At 71.2% G+C, this 14982-nt stretch carries 12 protein-coding genes; 7 read left to right on the top strand and 5 right to left on the bottom strand.

Annotation, left to right across the window (positions count from 1 at the left end):
* Both rlmM and D7V93_RS21205 read left to right on the top strand, forming a co-directional pair.
* Positions 1 to 1049 (top strand): 23S rRNA (cytidine(2498)-2'-O)-methyltransferase RlmM (gene rlmM / locus D7V93_RS21210; RefSeq protein ID WP_244237415.1); only part of this gene is annotated, 1049 nt, incomplete at its 5' end.
* Positions 1050 to 1093: 44 nt separating this feature from the next.
* Entirely contained in the window at positions 1094 to 1801 is a 708-nt protein-coding gene (locus D7V93_RS21205) for a diguanylate cyclase domain-containing protein (protein WP_120645147.1), read from the top strand.
* A gap of 17 nt (positions 1802 to 1818) precedes the next feature.
* On the opposite strand, the gene D7V93_RS21200 is transcribed toward D7V93_RS21205, so the two are convergent.
* From D7V93_RS21200 to D7V93_RS21185, 4 genes are all read right to left on the bottom strand, one after another.
* Positions 1819 to 2736: a M23 family metallopeptidase gene (locus D7V93_RS21200; protein WP_120645146.1), complete on the bottom strand. Its 918-nt coding sequence runs from the start codon at positions 2734 to 2736 to the stop codon at positions 1819 to 1821.
* A gap of 226 nt (positions 2737 to 2962) precedes the next feature.
* A complete protein-coding gene (locus D7V93_RS21195) occupies positions 2963 to 3763 on the bottom strand; it encodes a Stp1/IreP family PP2C-type Ser/Thr phosphatase (protein ID WP_120627375.1) in 801 nt (266 codons plus the stop codon).
* 106 nt (positions 3764 to 3869) lie between these two features.
* Positions 3870 to 5603: a DNA repair protein RecN gene (gene recN / locus D7V93_RS21190; protein ID WP_120645145.1), complete on the bottom strand. Its 1734-nt coding sequence runs from the start codon at positions 5601 to 5603 to the stop codon at positions 3870 to 3872.
* A gap of 158 nt (positions 5604 to 5761) precedes the next feature.
* Positions 5762 to 9022, bottom strand: coding sequence for a DEAD/DEAH box helicase (locus tag D7V93_RS21185; RefSeq protein WP_244237414.1), 3261 nt, complete (start codon positions 9020 to 9022; stop codon positions 5762 to 5764).
* A gap of 309 nt (positions 9023 to 9331) precedes the next feature.
* Here D7V93_RS21185 and D7V93_RS21180 point away from each other — a divergent pair, with 309 nt between their 5' ends.
* The 5 genes from D7V93_RS21180 (at position 9332) to D7V93_RS21160 (ending at position 13641) form a co-directional block, all read left to right on the top strand.
* Positions 9332 to 9868 carry an adenine phosphoribosyltransferase gene (locus D7V93_RS21180; protein WP_120645143.1) on the top strand — a complete coding sequence of 179 codons (537 nt, stop codon included), beginning with the start codon at positions 9332 to 9334 and terminating at the stop codon, positions 9866 to 9868.
* Positions 9869 to 9967: 99 nt separating this feature from the next.
* The gene (locus D7V93_RS21175; RefSeq protein WP_120645142.1) at positions 9968 to 10582 is read left to right on the top strand and encodes a TetR/AcrR family transcriptional regulator; all 615 of its coding nucleotides are present in this window, start codon (positions 9968 to 9970) and stop codon (positions 10580 to 10582) included.
* Between the two features lie 82 nt (positions 10583 to 10664).
* Positions 10665 to 11162 (top strand): pantetheine-phosphate adenylyltransferase, encoded by a 498-nt coding sequence (gene coaD / locus D7V93_RS21170; protein WP_120645141.1) that lies wholly within the window; start codon positions 10665 to 10667, stop codon positions 11160 to 11162.
* Positions 11159 to 11905: an MBL fold metallo-hydrolase gene (locus tag D7V93_RS21165; protein WP_120645140.1), complete on the top strand. Its 747-nt coding sequence runs from the start codon at positions 11159 to 11161 to the stop codon at positions 11903 to 11905. The genes coaD and D7V93_RS21165 overlap by 4 nt, the downstream gene beginning before the upstream one ends.
* 140 nt (positions 11906 to 12045) lie before the next feature.
* Positions 12046 to 13641 (top strand): bifunctional metallophosphatase/5'-nucleotidase, encoded by a 1596-nt coding sequence (locus D7V93_RS21160; RefSeq protein ID WP_120645139.1) that lies wholly within the window; start codon positions 12046 to 12048, stop codon positions 13639 to 13641.
* Between the two features lie 388 nt (positions 13642 to 14029).
* On the opposite strand, the gene D7V93_RS21155 is transcribed toward D7V93_RS21160, so the two are convergent.
* Entirely contained in the window at positions 14030 to 14803 is a 774-nt protein-coding gene (locus D7V93_RS21155) for a YdcF family protein (RefSeq protein ID WP_120645138.1), read from the bottom strand.
* Positions 14804 to 14982: the final 179 nt, after the last annotated feature.

Genomic DNA, 14982 nt, shown 5'->3' with positions numbered 1-14982 from the left:
CACCTCGGGCGCGCGTGCCATCCATGCCCGCACAGACGCTCGCCGCCCAACCGGGGCGCTGGCTGTGGACGTGCCGGGAGGGCTTCGAGTCGCACCTCTTCGAGGAGCTGCTCTGGGCGGACGCCAACCCCCGGCTGCTGGGGCCCGCCCTGCTGGAGTCCGAGCGGCGCCCGGACGTGCCGCCCGCCTTCGGCCGCGCCGCGGAGAAGGTCATCGCCACCTGGGCGCCCCCCGGTGGAGCCCAGGTGCCCGTGGAGGACATCCTGGACGCCCTGTCCGGGCTGCCCACCCACGTGCCCTGGCTGCTGCGCGCCTTCACGCCGGACAGCGAGCGCGGCAACACGCAGGCCGGACGCGCCGAGGCGCTGGAGGCCGCGGTGCGCGCCGCCATTCCCCCGCACCGGCTGCTGGAGGACGACCACCGGGCGCGCGACGCGGGGGCCCTGCTGGTGGGCCTGTGCGTGGCGCCGGATGGCGTACTGATGGCGGGCGCGGTGAGTGCCCGCGAGGCCCTGTCGCTCGCGCCGGGCGGCCGGCGGCGGATGAAGCGCGCGGGCGAGTCCCCGTCCCGCGCGGCGATGAAGCTGGAGGAGGCCCTGGACGGGCTGGCCCATGAGCCGGGGCGCGGCGACGTCTGCGTGGACCTGGGCGCGGCGCCGGGCGGCTGGACGCAGCGGCTGGTGGCCCGAGGGGCCCGGGTGGTGGCGGTGGATCCGGCGCGGCTGATGCCGGAGCTCACGAAGAACCCCAAGGTCCAGCACGTGCAGCAGAGCGCCTTCGCCTACGCCCCGGAGGAGCCCGCGGACTGGCTCTTCTGCGACATGGCGTGGCGGCCGCAGGAGGTCGCGCAGCTGTTGGCCAAGTGGGGCCGGCGCCGCTGGGCGCGCAACCTGGTGGCCAACATCAAGCTGCCCATGAAGGACAAGAACCCGCTGCTCCTGCGCGTGAAGCAGATCCTCGTGGACGACGGGGGCTGGGAGGGCCTCACCGTCCGCCAGCTCTACCATGACCGGGACGAGGTGACCGTGACGGCGCATCGCATGCGCTGAAGGGGCCTGCGCCCGGCGGCCGTCCGCGCTACACACCGGGCACGATGCCCTATTCCATCGATGACGCCACCGCCACCGCCCTCGTCGCACTCCACCCCCGGGCCGCCCGGCCCGGGCACGCGCAGGAGGCGCCGCAGGCGGCCGCCCTGGAGCTCATCGCCGCCGAGCAGCGCCGCCGGGGCCAGCCCGACGCGGTGACGGGGGCGCTGCACGTGCAGGCGCTGACGCAGGGGACGCTCCTCAAGGAGGAGTTCGACCTGTCCACGCACGCGCACCACGACGGCTGGCGCGTGGGCGCGGTGATGGTGGACGTGAAGGAGATGATCCACTTCAACGCCCGCTTCGGCTTCCCCGCGGGCGACGCGCTCCTCAAGGCCACCGTCGCGTCGCTCGCCGCGCAGTACCCCGGCGCACGCATCGTGCGCTTCCAGCCGGACGGCTTCGCGGTGCTGCTCCTGCCCACGTCCCAGCTCGCCGTGCGCGAGGACAGCGCGGACACCACGCGCGCGCGGTTGACGGAGGACCTGCGCTCCACGCTGCCGGCGGGAGCCGCTGCCACCGACGTGCCGGGCTTCACCGTGGCGCTGCTGGAGCTGACCGTGCACCAGCCGTCCCACTGGCAGGTGCTGGGGCCGCTGCTCTGGGCGGAGGTGGAGCGGGCCTACATCATGGAGCGCACCGGGCGGACGCACGGCCTGCAGCGCCGGCACCTTCGCCTGGACGCGTTCCTCCCGGAGCCGGAAGGAGCCTGAAGCGCTACTCGCCGACGCTACTCTTCCAGGATGAACTTGCGCGGGTTCTGCGGCACGCCGTTCACGCGCACCTCGTAGTGCAGGTGCGGGCCGGTGGAGCGGCCGGTGTTGCCCACCGCCGCGACGATGACGCCCCGCTTCACGCGGTCGCCCGCCTTCACGAGGATCTTGGACAGGTGGCCGTAGCGCGTCTTGATGCCGTAGCCGTGGTCGATGACGAGCACGTTGCCGTACCCGCCCTCCAGCCCCGCGAACACCACCGTGCCGTCCGACGGCGCGGTGACTTCCTTGCCGTGCGGCGCCGCGATGTCCAGGCCCGCGTGCGTCACGCGGTCCGCCGTGTACGGGTCCAGGCGCTGGCCGAAGTCGCTGGTCACCCAACCGCGCGCCGGCCACACTGACGGCGTGGAGGCCAGAAGCGACTTCTGGTCCTGGAAGTAGGCCTGCAGGTCCTGGAGGCTCAGCTCCTGGCGGGTGGCCTCGGCGGACAGCCGGTCCAGGCGGCCCAGCAGCACCTTGGGCGTCTCCGTGGTGGTCAGCTGCGTGAACTGGGTGTCCGTCGCGGGCACCGCCGTGCCGGCCTCCGGCTCCGTGGGGCCCATGGCCAGGTTGCGCTGCGGGTCCGACAGCAGCGTCACCGCGCGCAGCTTCTGGTCGAAGCGCTCCACCCGGTCCAGCGTGGACCCGATGTGCTCGATGCGCTCACGCACCGACTTGAGCTGGGAGCGCAGCGTGAGGTTCTCCTCACGCAGGATGCGGTTCTCGGAGGCGTCCGCGGCGACCTGCAGGTAGTGGATGCTCGCACCCGCGGCCAGGCCCGCCACCAACATGAGGCCCATGCCCACCTGCACCAACCAGGAGCGCTGGATGGTGTACCGCTTCACCGGAGCGTCGTGGTCCGGGATGACCATCAGCGTGAAGGACTTTTTGGCCACGAACCACTCCTGGAGAAACCCTGCTCTTACGTGGGACTTCCGGCGCGTGAAGCTAAGTCACCCCCCGCGCTCGCAACACCTCCCCCACCGACCACCCGTCCCGCACCGTCACCCACTGGCATTTTGCCAGGGATGGAAAGGTTGGGGCAGCTATCATCCACCTTTGAAGAGTGTCAAGGTCAACAGAGGCCGGGCGCGCTCCAACGCGCCCGGGCCTGGTGGACCTTCAGCCGGCCTGCATGCGCACGACGATGACGCTGATGTTGTCGTCGCCGCCGCGCTCGTTGGCCAGGTCGATGAGGTGCTTGGGCACTTCTTCGAGGCTGGGCGCCCGGGCCACGGTGTCGTGGATCTCCCGGTCCTCCAGCATGTTGGCGAGGCCGTCCGAGCAGAGCAGGAACACGTCGCCGGGCTCGGACACGAGCCCCATGACGTCCACCTGCACCTCCTCCTCGAAGCCGACGGAGCGGGTGATGATGTTCTTGTAGCGGGAGTGCTTGGCTTCCTCGGGGGTGATCATCCCGGCCTTGATCTGCTCGTTGACCAGGGAATGGTCCTCGCTGATCTGCTGGATGAGGTCGCCGCGGATGAGGTACGCGCGACTGTCGCCCACGTGGGCGAAGAAGGCGTGCTCGTCGCGGACCACCAGGGAGATGACGGTCGTTCCCATGCCGGAGAGCCGCGCGTCGTCCTGGGCGGTGAGGAAGATGGCCTGACAGGCCTTCTCCACCGCGGAACGAAGCGCCTCTGGAATGGGCGACTCCTGGAGGTTGGGAACGCTGACGAAGGGGTTGTCTCGCCCTTCTCGCGCGCGCCTCAGCTCCTTGTCGATGGTCTCGACGGCGATGCGCGACGCGGTACCGCCACCCGCGTGCCCACCCATTCCGTCCGCCACGACGTAGAGCTGGAGCTCATCGTCAATGAGGAAACTGTCCTCGTTGTGATTGCGCTTGCGCCCGACGTCCGTCAGGCCAGCGGAGATGACTTTATGGCGGGGGGCCGCGGTCTGCCCTGCGGTGCTGGACACGGGCCGGATGCTATGTGAGCCCCAATGAGGGGGCAAGGACGCGGACGAAAACTCGCAGTGCGTCATGCCCCTCCCCCTGGGTCACTCCCACCTTTCAGGCCCGGTTTCAGGCCGTCCGGCGCAGCCGGCCCCGGGGGCTGGTGCCCTCCGGACCGGATTCCCGGCGTGCTCGCGGCGAACGGTGGGCCGAGCGGACCAGGGCCTCGGCCGCCCCCAGCGCCTCGCGCGTCACCTCCATGCCGGACATCATCCGCGCCAGTTCCTGCGTGCGCTCGGCTCCCGCCGACAGGGGCAACACCTGGGACACGGTGCGCTCGCCCTTCACGCTCTTGCGGATGAGCAGGTGCGCATCCGCGTACGCCGCCACCTGCGGCAGGTGCGTGATGCAGAGCACCTGCCGGTGGGAGCTGACGTCGCGAATCATCCGCCCCACCACGTCCGCGATGGCGCCGCTCACGCCTGCGTCCGCCTCATCCAGGATGTAGCAACCACACGCGTCACTGTCCGCCAGTGCACGTTTGAGCGCGAGCAGCAGCCGGCTCGCCTCGCCGCCGGAGGCCACCTTCGCCAGGGGCCGCGCCGGTTCGCCCGGGTTGGCGCTGAAGAAGAACTCCACCTCGTCCAGGCCATCCGGACGCAGCGTCTCCCCGGCCGTCACCCGCACGTCGAAGGCGGCCTTGCCCATGGCCAGCCCGCCCAGGCCGTCCCGCACCTGCTGGGAGAAGGCCCCGGCGCTCGCCTTGCGCGCGCGCGACAGGGACAGCGCCGCCTTGCGCGCCCGCTCCTCCACGCGCTTTCGCTCCTGGTTCAGCTCCTCCAGGATTTCACGCCGGTTCTCCAGCGTGCCCAGCTCGGTCTCCAGCTCGCCGCGCTTCTGGAGGACGCCGTCCAGCGTCATGCCGTGCTTGCGGCACAGCCGCTTGAGCGCGTCCAGCCGCTCCTCCACCTCGCCCAGCCGCCCGGGGTCGGACTCCAACCCCTCCACGTAGCGGTTGAGCCGGCGCGCGGCCTCCTCCAATTCCGACAGCGCGGTGCTGAGCGACTGCGCCACGGGCGCGAGCGTCGCGTCGCACTTGACGGACTCGTGCACGAGCCCCAGCGCCCGCCCGACGATCTCCACCGCCGAGGGCGCTTCGCCCGCCACCAGCAGCTCCGCCTCCGCGGCCTGGCGCTTGAGCTTCTGCGCGCTGCCCAGCCGCCGCCGCTCCGCGTCCAGCTTCACGTCCTCGCCGGCCTCCGGCTCCAGGCGCGTGATTTCATCCAGCTGGAAGCGCAGGAACTCCGCGCGGTCGCGCACCTTGGCGTCGTCGCCGCCGAGCGCGTCCATGCGCGCGTCCACCTCGCGCAGGTTCACCCACTCGCGGCCGTATGCCGCCAGCGACTCCTCCAGGCCGCCGTACTTGTCGAGCAGCACCCGGTGCAGCCCGGAGTCGAAGAGGCTCACGTGTTCGTGCTGGCCGGCGATGTCCACCGCGCCCCGGGTGAGCTTCCCCAGGACGCCCAGCGTCACCAACGCTCCATTCACGTAGACCTTGCCGCGCCCGGTGCGCCCAAGCACCCGGCGCACCAGCACCTCGTCTCCCAGGTCCGGCAGCCCCAGTTCCTCCAGCCGCGCGGCCAGCGCCGGCGTCCGGGCAAACACGCCCTCCACCGCCGCGTCCTCGCAGCCCGCACGGATGACGTCCGCATCCGCCCTGCCCCCGAGCAGCAGACCCAGCGCGTCCACCAGAATGGACTTGCCGGCGCCTGTCTCACCCGTGAGGACGGTGAGGCCGGCGCCGAACGCCACCTCCACCTCCTCAATCACCGCCACGTTCGAAATCCGAAGACCCAGCAGCACGCGCGCCCTCCGCGGTCCGTACGACGCCCCGATACCTGAACACCCTAGCAGGTCTCGCTGACACTGCACAGGTGTTCGGGTCGTGCGCACGGTGGGAGAGCGGGTGGGAAGGCGGGCCCGTTGGGACCACAACCTTCCCCCCCACCTCCTGGGGCCCATCAGATTTCGGTGAACAGCTCCTGGATGTCCTGTTCGGTGAGCGTGCGGCCCATGTCGTCGCCGTCGGTGCCGAGCACGCCCGCGGCGAGTTCGCGCTTGCGACGCTGGAGGCTGAGGATCTTCTCCTCCACCGTGCCGCGGGTGATCAGCTTGTAGCTGATGACCGCGCGCGTCTGACCGATGCGGTGCGTACGGTCCGTGGCCTGGTCCTCCACGGCGGGGTTCCACCACGGGTCGAAGTGGATGACGTAGTCGGCCGCGGTGAGGTTGAGGCCGGTGCCGCCCGCCTTGAGGCTGATGAAGAACAGCGGCGGTCCGTCATCGCGGTTGTACTCGTCCACCTTGCCCATGCGGTCCTTGGTGCGACCGTCCAGGTACAGGTACTTCAGGCCCTTCTTGTCGGCCTCCTGCTTCAGCAGCTCCAGCATCTCCGTGAACTGGCTGAAGACGAGCGCGCGGTGACCTTCCGCCACCAGGTCCTCCACGAGCTGCATGAACCGCTCGAGCTTCGCGCTGGACGGCAGCAGCGTTCCGGGCGGCATCTTGAGCAGGCGCGGATCACAGCACACCTGACGCAGGCGCATCAGCGCCGCGAGGATGGACACGCGGCTGCGCTTGAAGCCCACCTTCTCGATGGACTCGTGCACCTTGCGGCGGCTCTCCTCCAGCACCTCGCGGTAGAGCGCGGCCTGGCCGGGCTCCATCTCGCACCACGCGACGCTCTCCGTCTTCGGCGGCAGGTCCTTGGCCACCTCCGTCTTGAGGCGGCGCATGATGAACGGCTGGATGCGGCGGCGCAGCCGGTCCTTCGCGGTGGCGTCGTTGGCCACCTGGATGGGCTGCTCATAGCGGTCGCTGAAGCCCTCCGCGCTGCCCAGGAAGCCGGGCATCAGGAAGTCGAAGATGCTCCAGAGCTCCGACAGCCGGTTCTCCAGCGGCGTACCGGTGAGCGCCAGGCGCGTCTCGCTGGGCAGCGACTTGCACGCCTGCGCGGTGGCGCTGTCCGCGTTCTTGATGTTCTGCGCCTCGTCCAGGATGACGTAGCGGAAGCCCACCTGGGACAGCTGCTCCAGGTCGCGGCGCACCAGCGCGTACGACGTGAGCACGAGGTCCATGTCCTTCAGGTCCTCGGCCCGCTCGCGCCGGTCCTGCCCGTGCCACACCATGGCCTTGAGGCCCGGGGTGAAGCGCTCCGCCTCACGCTCCCAGTTGGCGAGCACGCTCGTGGGCGCGACCACCAGCGACGGCTTGCGGCCCTCGTCGTTGGCCACCTTCTGCATCAGGCTCAGGGACTGGATGGTCTTTCCCAGACCCATGTCGTCCGCGAGGATGCCGGACAGCCCGTGCCGGCGCAGGAACCAGAGCCAGGACAGGCCCGCCTCCTGGTAGTGGCGCAGCGTGGCCTGGAGCCCCTCGGGCACCGCGACCTTGGGCACGCCCGCCGTCTCGCGCAGCGCGAGCATCGCCTGACGCGCCTTGGACTCCACCTCGGTGAACTCGCCCAGGTCCGCGAGCAGGTCCAACGCCACCGCCTGGTGCAGCGGCAGCCGCGTGCGGGTGCGGCCCGGCATGGCGCCCGCTTCTTCCAGCAGGTCCGCCACGCGCTTGATCTCCTCGGGGTCGGCCTCCGCGAAGGAGCCGTCCTTGAGGGGCACGAACTTGCGGCCGGAGTCCAGCCACATGCGCACGGCGCCCAAGTCCACGGCCTGGTCGTCGGTGACGAACTCCGCGTCCAGGTCGAACCACTGCACGCCGCTCATGCCCACGCGGATGCGCGGCTTGAGCTTCGGGCGCAGCCGCACCTTGGGCGCCTGCACGCCGTAGCGCTCCCAGGCCTCCGGCAGGCTCGCGAGCCCGCGCGCCCAGAACTCCAGCGCCACGTCGCCGAGCGCCTCGAACGCCTGCGTCGGCACATCGAAGCGCAGCCCCTGATCCAGCAGCAGCTTGCCCGCGGTGCGCTCCACCTCGTCGCGGCGGCGGTACAGCTTGCGGCTGTCCTCGCCGATGCCGCTCGCGTAGCCCAGGTGCGTCGCGGTGGGGGACACCGCCACCGTCGTCTGTCCGTAGCGTGCGGCCAGCTGCACCTTCACGCGCTCGGCGGCGCCTTCGAGCGTGAGCACGAAGCGCGGCTCCACCGCCTCGTCGACCTCGATGTCGTCCGCCTTCAGCGACATGCGGAAGCGCGGCAGGTGCGCGGCGAAGAACGTCAGCACCCGGTCCAGCTGCCCGGCCGGGAAGGCCATGGACGGCTCCAGGAGCCACTTGCGCAAGAGGCGCGGCGGGAAGTCCGGCTCCACCGGGTGGAGGTTCTGCGCCTGGATGACCCAGGTGCGCCGCCCCGCCAGCACGATGACGTCCTTGAGCGGGTAGCCCACGCCGTCCGGGAACAGCAATTCAATCTGCGCGGTGGCGCCGTCCGGGCGCGATTCCAAATGGATCTGCGGCCGCACGGGCGCGTCCATGTAGACGAGCGGCGTGCCCCGGTAGATGACCCGGCGCTGGCGCAGCAGCTCCAGCACCTCGCACAGGTCCTCGTCGGACAGCACGATGCGCGAGTCGTAGCGGTGCTCGTGGCGCGACAGCACCATGAAGATGCGCTCGTCCGGCGGCGCGATGCGGCTGCCCGCCTGGAGCAGGCGCTTGACGTGGACCGGCCCCTTGGTCTGCGCGTCCTGGCGGCGCACGTCCACGACCCAGTGACGGCCGTTGGAGCCGCCGGTGCTCGTGTTGGCGGGGGTCAGCCGGTAGAGGAACTCGTAGTCCGGCAGGGACGACAGCCCCAGCCAGCTCTCCACCTTCGCGAGCGCGGGCAGGCTAACGCCTTCCATCCCCGGCGCGTCAGGGGGGACTTCGACCTCGTCGTCCGGGTGCATGCCTTCGTCCTCCGGAGGAGGCGGCGGAGGCGCGACCTTCTGCGGCGGAGGCGGCGGCCGGAAGCGCGCGGCGTAGATGAGCGCCACGGCGACGACGTGCTCGCAGTGCGGGCCGGTGGTGTTCCACACCGGGCAGGTGCAGGAGGAAACTACCTTCCCCTCTCCCGGGATGAGCGCCACGTCGTAGCGCTCGCCAGACGGCCCCGCGACCTGCGCGCGGATGCGTTCGGGCTCACGTGTCAGGCCGAAAACGCGGCGGCCCTCGGCCACCTCACGGCCTTTCTTGAACGTGGCGGGCTGGACCTCGGCCTTGAAGGCGCGAAGCCACAGTCCGTCTTGCGGGGAGAGAGGGTCTCGGGTGTCAGCGGTGGTTTGCACGGCTCGCAAGGCCCCGGACTCCAATGGGCGGGTCGGGGGAATCGCCTCGCTTAACACAGCGAAGGCTTCCCCGCGCGTGGGAAAAAAACATGGCGTCCACCGGCGGAGGCCATCCGCCAGTGCGAAGCTGTGAGATCATCAACGTCCGCAATGTCCTGGTCCCGTCCCAGACCGTCCGCCACCCGGCCGTTCCCCCCGCGGTCCCCCATCCAGGGGCACGCCGGGCCGGCCGCCCCCGGGGCCAGGTGTCAGGGCCCCATGGGACGGTACGGGCGCCCGCCCCCGCACTGACCGTCGTTCCCCCGGAGCCTCCCTTCCATGTCCCTCGACCCCACGCTCGTCTCCGACCTCCAGGCCACCCTGCGCGACGTGCCGGACTTCCCCAAGCCCGGCATCGTCTTCAAGGACATCACCCCCATGCTGGCCGACCCGCGCCTCTTCGGCCGCGTCGTCACCGCCATGTCCGCGCCCTTCCGGGGCAAGCACATCACCAAGGTCGTGGGCGTGGAGTCGCGGGGCTTCATCCTGGGCGCGCCCATCGCGCTGGCGCTGGAGGCGGGCTTCGTCCCCGCCCGCAAGCCCGGCAAGCTGCCCCACCGCTCCATCGTGGAGCGCTACTCGCTGGAGTACGGCGCGGACGGCGTGGAGATGCACGAGGACGCCATCCTCAAGGACGAGCGCGTGCTCGTCGTGGATGACGTGCTCGCCACCGGCGGCACCGCCGAGGCCACCGCCCGGCTCATCAGCCGGTTGGGCGGCGACATCGTCGGCTTCAGCTTCCTCATCACGCTCGACTTCCTGGCGGGCGCGAAGCGGCTGGGTCCCGACAAGGTGACGTCCGTCCTGTCGTTCTAGGCCCTTCCCCACCGACGCGGCGTCCCGGCCCACGGGTCGGCTTGACGCCCGCGCTGGCGCTGTTTATAAGTTGGTCACACAACCTAGAAATAAACGCCCATGCCCCGTCCCTCCAACACCGAAGCGCGCCGCGAACAGATTGTCGCCGGGCTGCTCAAGGCCATGGCCGAGCGCGGCTACGAGGGCGCGTCGGTGGCCGAGATCGCGAAGGCGGCGGGGCTGAGCCCGGGGCTCGTGCACTACCACTTCGAGGACAAGCAGGAGATCCTCCTCACCCTGGTGCGCTCTCTCGCGTCGCGGGCGCAGCAGCGCTTCACGGCCCGGGTGGCGAAGCTTCCGGCGGACGACGCGCGCGGGCGGGTGGAGGCCTTCGTGGACGCGTTCCTCGCCACCGGGCCGGACGCGGACGTGGCGGCGGTGGCGGGCTGGGTCACCATCAGCGCGGAGGCCATCCGTCAGCCGGAGGTCCGCGTCGCCTACGAAGCGGTGGTGCGAGCGGACCTGGAGCAGCTGGAGGCGCTCGTCGCGGCGGTGGTGGGCAAGCGCCGGGCGCGTCCGCTGGCCGCGGGGCTGTTCGCCGCCGTGCAGGGCTACTTCGTGCTCTCCGCGAGCGCCCCCGGGCTCGTGCCCCCGGGTTCCGCGGCGGGCACCGTGAAGCGCATGGCGGCGGGGCTCCTGGAAGCGGCGGGGCCCGGCGCCCGGGATGACGCATGAGCCGCTCGTGCCTCTTCGTGCCGCCGCAGCGGCTTCCTTTCTTCCGGGCCCTCACGGCCGGGACTGTTCGTGGGGTGTCGTGATGACCATCGCGCTCTATGCCGGCAGCTTCGACCCCGTCACCGCGGGGCACCTGTCGGTGGTGCGCCAGGCGGCGCGCCTCTTCAGCCACGTGGTGGTGGTGGTGGCGGTGAACCCCAACAAGCGCACCCTGCTGACGGCGGAGGAGCGCGTGGCGCTGGTGCGCGACGCGGTGGCGCGGCATCCCAACGTCACCGTCACACACACCGAGGGGCTCATCGTGGAGCTGGCGCGGGAGATTGGCGCGAGCGTGCTCCTGCGCGGCGTGCGGGGCGCCACCGATGCGCAGTTCGAGACGGAGCTCGCGCAGATGAACCGCTCGCTCGCGCCCGAAATCTCCACCCTCTTCCTGCCCGCCGAGGCGCACCTGGCCGAGGTGTCCAGCAGCGCCCTCAAGGAGCGCATCGCGCGCGGCGAGGACGTGTCCGCCTACTGCCCTCCCGCCGTCGTCGCGATGCTGCGCGAGCGGCTGTCCCCTTCCCTCCGGAGCCACCCATGAGCCTGTCCTTCGTCCCCCTCGGCGTCGGTGACGCGTTCTCCGCGCTGTACTACTCGTCGTGCCTCGCGCTGGAGGCGGAAGGCCAGGTGCTGCTGCTGGACTGCCCGCACCCCATCCGCAAGATGATGCGCGAGGCGTCCGCGACCTCCGGCGTGGAGCTGGACGTGGAGCGCGTCAGCGCCGTGGCCCTCACGCACCTGCACGCGGACCACGCCTCCGGCCTGGAGAGCCTGGCCTACTTCTCCTTCTTCGTGCTGCAGCGGAAGATGGAGCTGCTCGCGCACCCGAGCGTCACGCGCCGCCTGTGGGAAGGCCACCTGGCCGCGGGCATGGAGTGCCTCATCGAGCAGCAGGGCGCGGACCCCAGCCACAAGCACTTCGAGGACTACTTCACGCACTCGCCGCTGCACCTGGAGCGCGCGGTGAAGCACGGTCCGTTCGAGATCGAGTGCCGCTTCACCTACCACCACGTGCCCACCACCGCGTTCCGCATCCGCGCCGGGGGCCGGTGCCTGGGCTACAGCGCGGACACCGCGTTCGACGAGGGCCTCATCGCGTGGCTGTCGGAGGCGGACCTCGTCATCCACGAGACCAACTACGGCGTGCACACGCCCTACGAGAAGCTGGCCGCGCTGCCGGAGGCCACCCGCGCGAAGATGCGCCTCATCCACTACCCTGACACGTTCGACGCGAGCACCAGCGTCATCGAACCCCTGGTGCAGGGCCGGCGCTACACCGTCTGAGAGAGGAGGGTCGTGCGGTCGGTTGGACGCCCTTTCCCTGGCGCGTTGCGCCATGTCCGGTCCCCTCGCCTTCAAGCGCCGAGTGCGCTACGCCGGGAGGGACTGGCGCTCCCCGTGCCCCTGCAAGAGAACGACCCCTGATGACGAAGTCGATGACCGTGAGCGCCTGGGTTGCGCTCCTGCCGCTCGCGCTGGTGCTGGCCGCCCGCTCCGCCGGGGCCGCCGCGCCGACACCGGCTGCGGACACCGTGCGCCTCACGATCCTCCACGTCAACGACGTGTACCAGTTCCAGCCCACGGCCCAGAACCGGGGTGGCCTGTCACGCGTGGCCACGCTGCGCCAGCAGGCGCTGAAGGAGTCCCCGAACGTCCTCACGCTGATGGCGGGCGACACGATTTCTCCGTCGGTGGAGTCGTCGGCGGAGGTGGAGGGCGAGGCGCTCAAGGGCCGGCAGATGATCGACGCGTGGAACGCGCTCGGCCTGGACTACGCCGTCGTGGGCAACCACGAGTTCGACTTCGGGGATGACGTGCTGCGCGCGCGCGTCCAGCAGTCCCACTTCCCCTGGCTGGGCGCCAACGTGATGAGCGTGAAGTCGAGCCAGGTGTTCGACGGGATGAAGGCGTGGGACGTGCGCGACGTGGGCGGCGTGAAGGTGGGCCTCTTCGGCGTGGTGCTGCCGGAGACGCAGACGTCGTCCAAGCCGGGCCCGGACACGCGCATCACGCCCTTCTGTGAAGCGGCGAAGCGCTCCGTGGACGCGGTGCGGGCCGCGGGCGCGCAGCTCGTGGTGGCGCTCACGCACCTGGCGGTGGAGCAGGACCGGGAGCTGGCGAAGTGCGTGCGCGTGGACGTCATCATCGGCGGGCACGACCACGACCGCGTGGAGGAGACCGTCGCGGGCACGCCCATCTTCAAGCTGGACGAGGACGCGGTGGACCTGGGCCGGCTCACGCTGGACCTGGACGCGAAGACGGGGGCGGTGAAGAAGCGGGCGTGGAAGGTGCTGCCCATCACCGCGAAGGTGCCGGATGACGCGGCCTTCAACGCCCGGATGGAGCAGTACACGCCGCTCCTGGCCACGCTGGCGCAGCGGATTGGCCGCTCGCCGGTGGCGCTGGATGCGCGCAGCGCGCAGAACCGGCTGGGGGAGACGAACCTGGGCTCGTTCCTGGCGGACGCGTTCCGCGAGGCGACAGGCGCGGACGTGGCGCTCATCAACGGGGGCGCCATCCGCGCGGATCGCGTGCTGCCCGCGGGGCAGATGACGCGGCGTGAGTTGTATTCGCTCATGCCCTACCGCAACGAGCTCATCGTGCTGGAGGTGACGGGGGCGACGCTGCGCGCGGCGCTGGAGAACGGCGTCAGCCTGAGCAGCGTGGACGGCAAGCCGCCCGGCCGCTTCCCTCAGGTGTCCGGCATGCGCTTCACCTACGACCTGCGCAAGGCGGCCGGGGAGCGGGTGACGCGGGTGGAGGTGCGGGGCCAGCCGCTGGACGACGCGGCGGTGTACCGGCTGGCCACGCTGAGCTTCGTGGCCTCGGGCAACGACGGCTACACGATGCTCAAGGGACTGCCCGCGCTGACCGCGAGCAAGGACCGGCCGTCACCGTGGGACGCGCTCACCGGCGCCTTCAGCTCTGGCAGGCCCGCGCCGCGAGCGAAGCCCCAGGGACGCATCGCCCTGGTGGGCGCGCCTCCGGGCGGACTCAAGGCGCCTCCGGCGATGAAGTAGTCCACGGCGGCCCGCCTACGGCGCGGGCGTCCATTCGCACGCCAGGGACGAAGTCACCCGCAGCGGCTGCTTCCGACGCGGGCCTCCACTCGCTCGTGAGGAGCGAAGCCACCTGCAGCAGCCAGCTCGGATGCGGGCGTCCATTCTCACGCCAGAGACGAAGTCACCCGCAGCGGCTGCTTCCGACGCGGGCCTCCACTCGCTCGTGAGGAGCGAAGCCACCTGCAGCAGCCAGCTCGGATGCGGGCGTCCATTCTCACGCCAGGGACGAAGTCACCCGCAGCGGCTGCTTCCGACGCGGGCCTCCATCCAAACGCCGGAGTGCGGTGGCACCCGACGGATCTGCAGAGGCGGCGCGTGCTGACGCGACGTGCGGCCTGCCCCTGCGCTACTCCGTCGTCCACCCGCGCAGCCGGTACACCAGGCGCCCCGCCAGCTCGCGCAGCATGTCCGTGCTCTGGCTGAGCCCACCCGCGCGCGGCAGCCAGCTCATGCTGCCCGGCGGCAGCGGCGAGGAGCGCACGTCCACCGCCAGCGTGTCCGGCCGCAGCCCCACCGCCGCGAAGCAGCCAGCGGCGCGGGGCAGGTGCGCGGCGCTCGTCACCAGCAGCAGCGTGCGCCAGCCGTGCTCGCGCACCAGCGGTTCGGCGTTGAGCGCGTTCTCGCGGGTGTTGCGGCTGCGGCCCTCCTTCACGATGCGCCCGGCCGCGATGCCCCAGTGCTCCAGTTGCCCGGCCAGCACCTCCGCCTCCACCACCGCCTCCGGCCTCGCGTCCAGGTTGCCGCCCGACAGCAGCACCTCCTTCGCGTGGCCGTCACGCAAGAGCTCGAAGCCCCGCATGATGCGCTCCGGCGCGGCGTTGTACTCCGGCTGGCCCGAGCGCTCCGTGGCCGACGCGTCCAGCCCTCCGCCCAGCAGGATGACCGCGTCGTAGACGGTCTCCGGACGGAAGGTGCTCACCGCGCTGCCCTCCGTCGCCCGCGTGAGCAGCGCCACCACGGGCTCGATGGAGAAGGCATACAACACGCCCAGGCCCACGAGCTGGAGCCCCACCGAAACACGCGTGCGCCGGCGCAGCAGCAGGCTCACGGCGCCCAGGAGCAGCGCCCAGGTGAGCGGGGAGAGCAACAGGTCCAACACCTTCGACAGGACGAGGAACATCGCGGGCGCCGTGCTACCGGGTCTTCTTCCCGGAGGCCAGATACCTGCGCGCCTCGGCCGCGGCGTACCCGCGCGGCTGCAGCTTCAGATAGCGCTGGTAGTGCTCGCGGGCCTCGGAGACGCGGCCCGCCCTGCTCCCCATCCGCCCCAGCTCCAGGTGACAGGGCGCGGCGTCCGCG

It is taken from the genome of Corallococcus llansteffanensis (genome assembly GCF_003612055.1).
GTDB classification, from domain to species: Bacteria; Myxococcota; Myxococcia; order Myxococcales; family Myxococcaceae; genus Corallococcus; species Corallococcus llansteffanensis.
This window is presented reverse-complemented; position numbering and strand designations above follow the sequence as displayed.

Excerpts from the sequence above, each read along its gene's own strand:
- D7V93_RS21205 (WP_120645147.1), top strand. The coding sequence starts at position 1,094 with ATGCCCTATTCCATCGATGACGCCACCGCCACCGCCCTCGTCGCACTC.
- D7V93_RS21180 (WP_120645143.1), top strand. The coding sequence starts at position 9,332 with ATGTCCCTCGACCCCACGCTCGTCTCCGACCTCCAGGCCACCCTGCGC.
- D7V93_RS21175 (WP_120645142.1), top strand. The coding sequence starts at position 9,968 with ATGCCCCGTCCCTCCAACACCGAAGCGCGCCGCGAACAGATTGTCGCC.
- coaD (WP_120645141.1), top strand. The coding sequence starts at position 10,665 with ATGACCATCGCGCTCTATGCCGGCAGCTTCGACCCCGTCACCGCGGGG.
- D7V93_RS21165 (WP_120645140.1), top strand. The coding sequence starts at position 11,159 with ATGAGCCTGTCCTTCGTCCCCCTCGGCGTCGGTGACGCGTTCTCCGCG.
- D7V93_RS21160 (WP_120645139.1), top strand. The coding sequence starts at position 12,046 with ATGACGAAGTCGATGACCGTGAGCGCCTGGGTTGCGCTCCTGCCGCTC.
- D7V93_RS21155 (WP_120645138.1), bottom strand. The coding sequence starts at position 14,803 with ATGTTCCTCGTCCTGTCGAAGGTGTTGGACCTGTTGCTCTCCCCGCTC.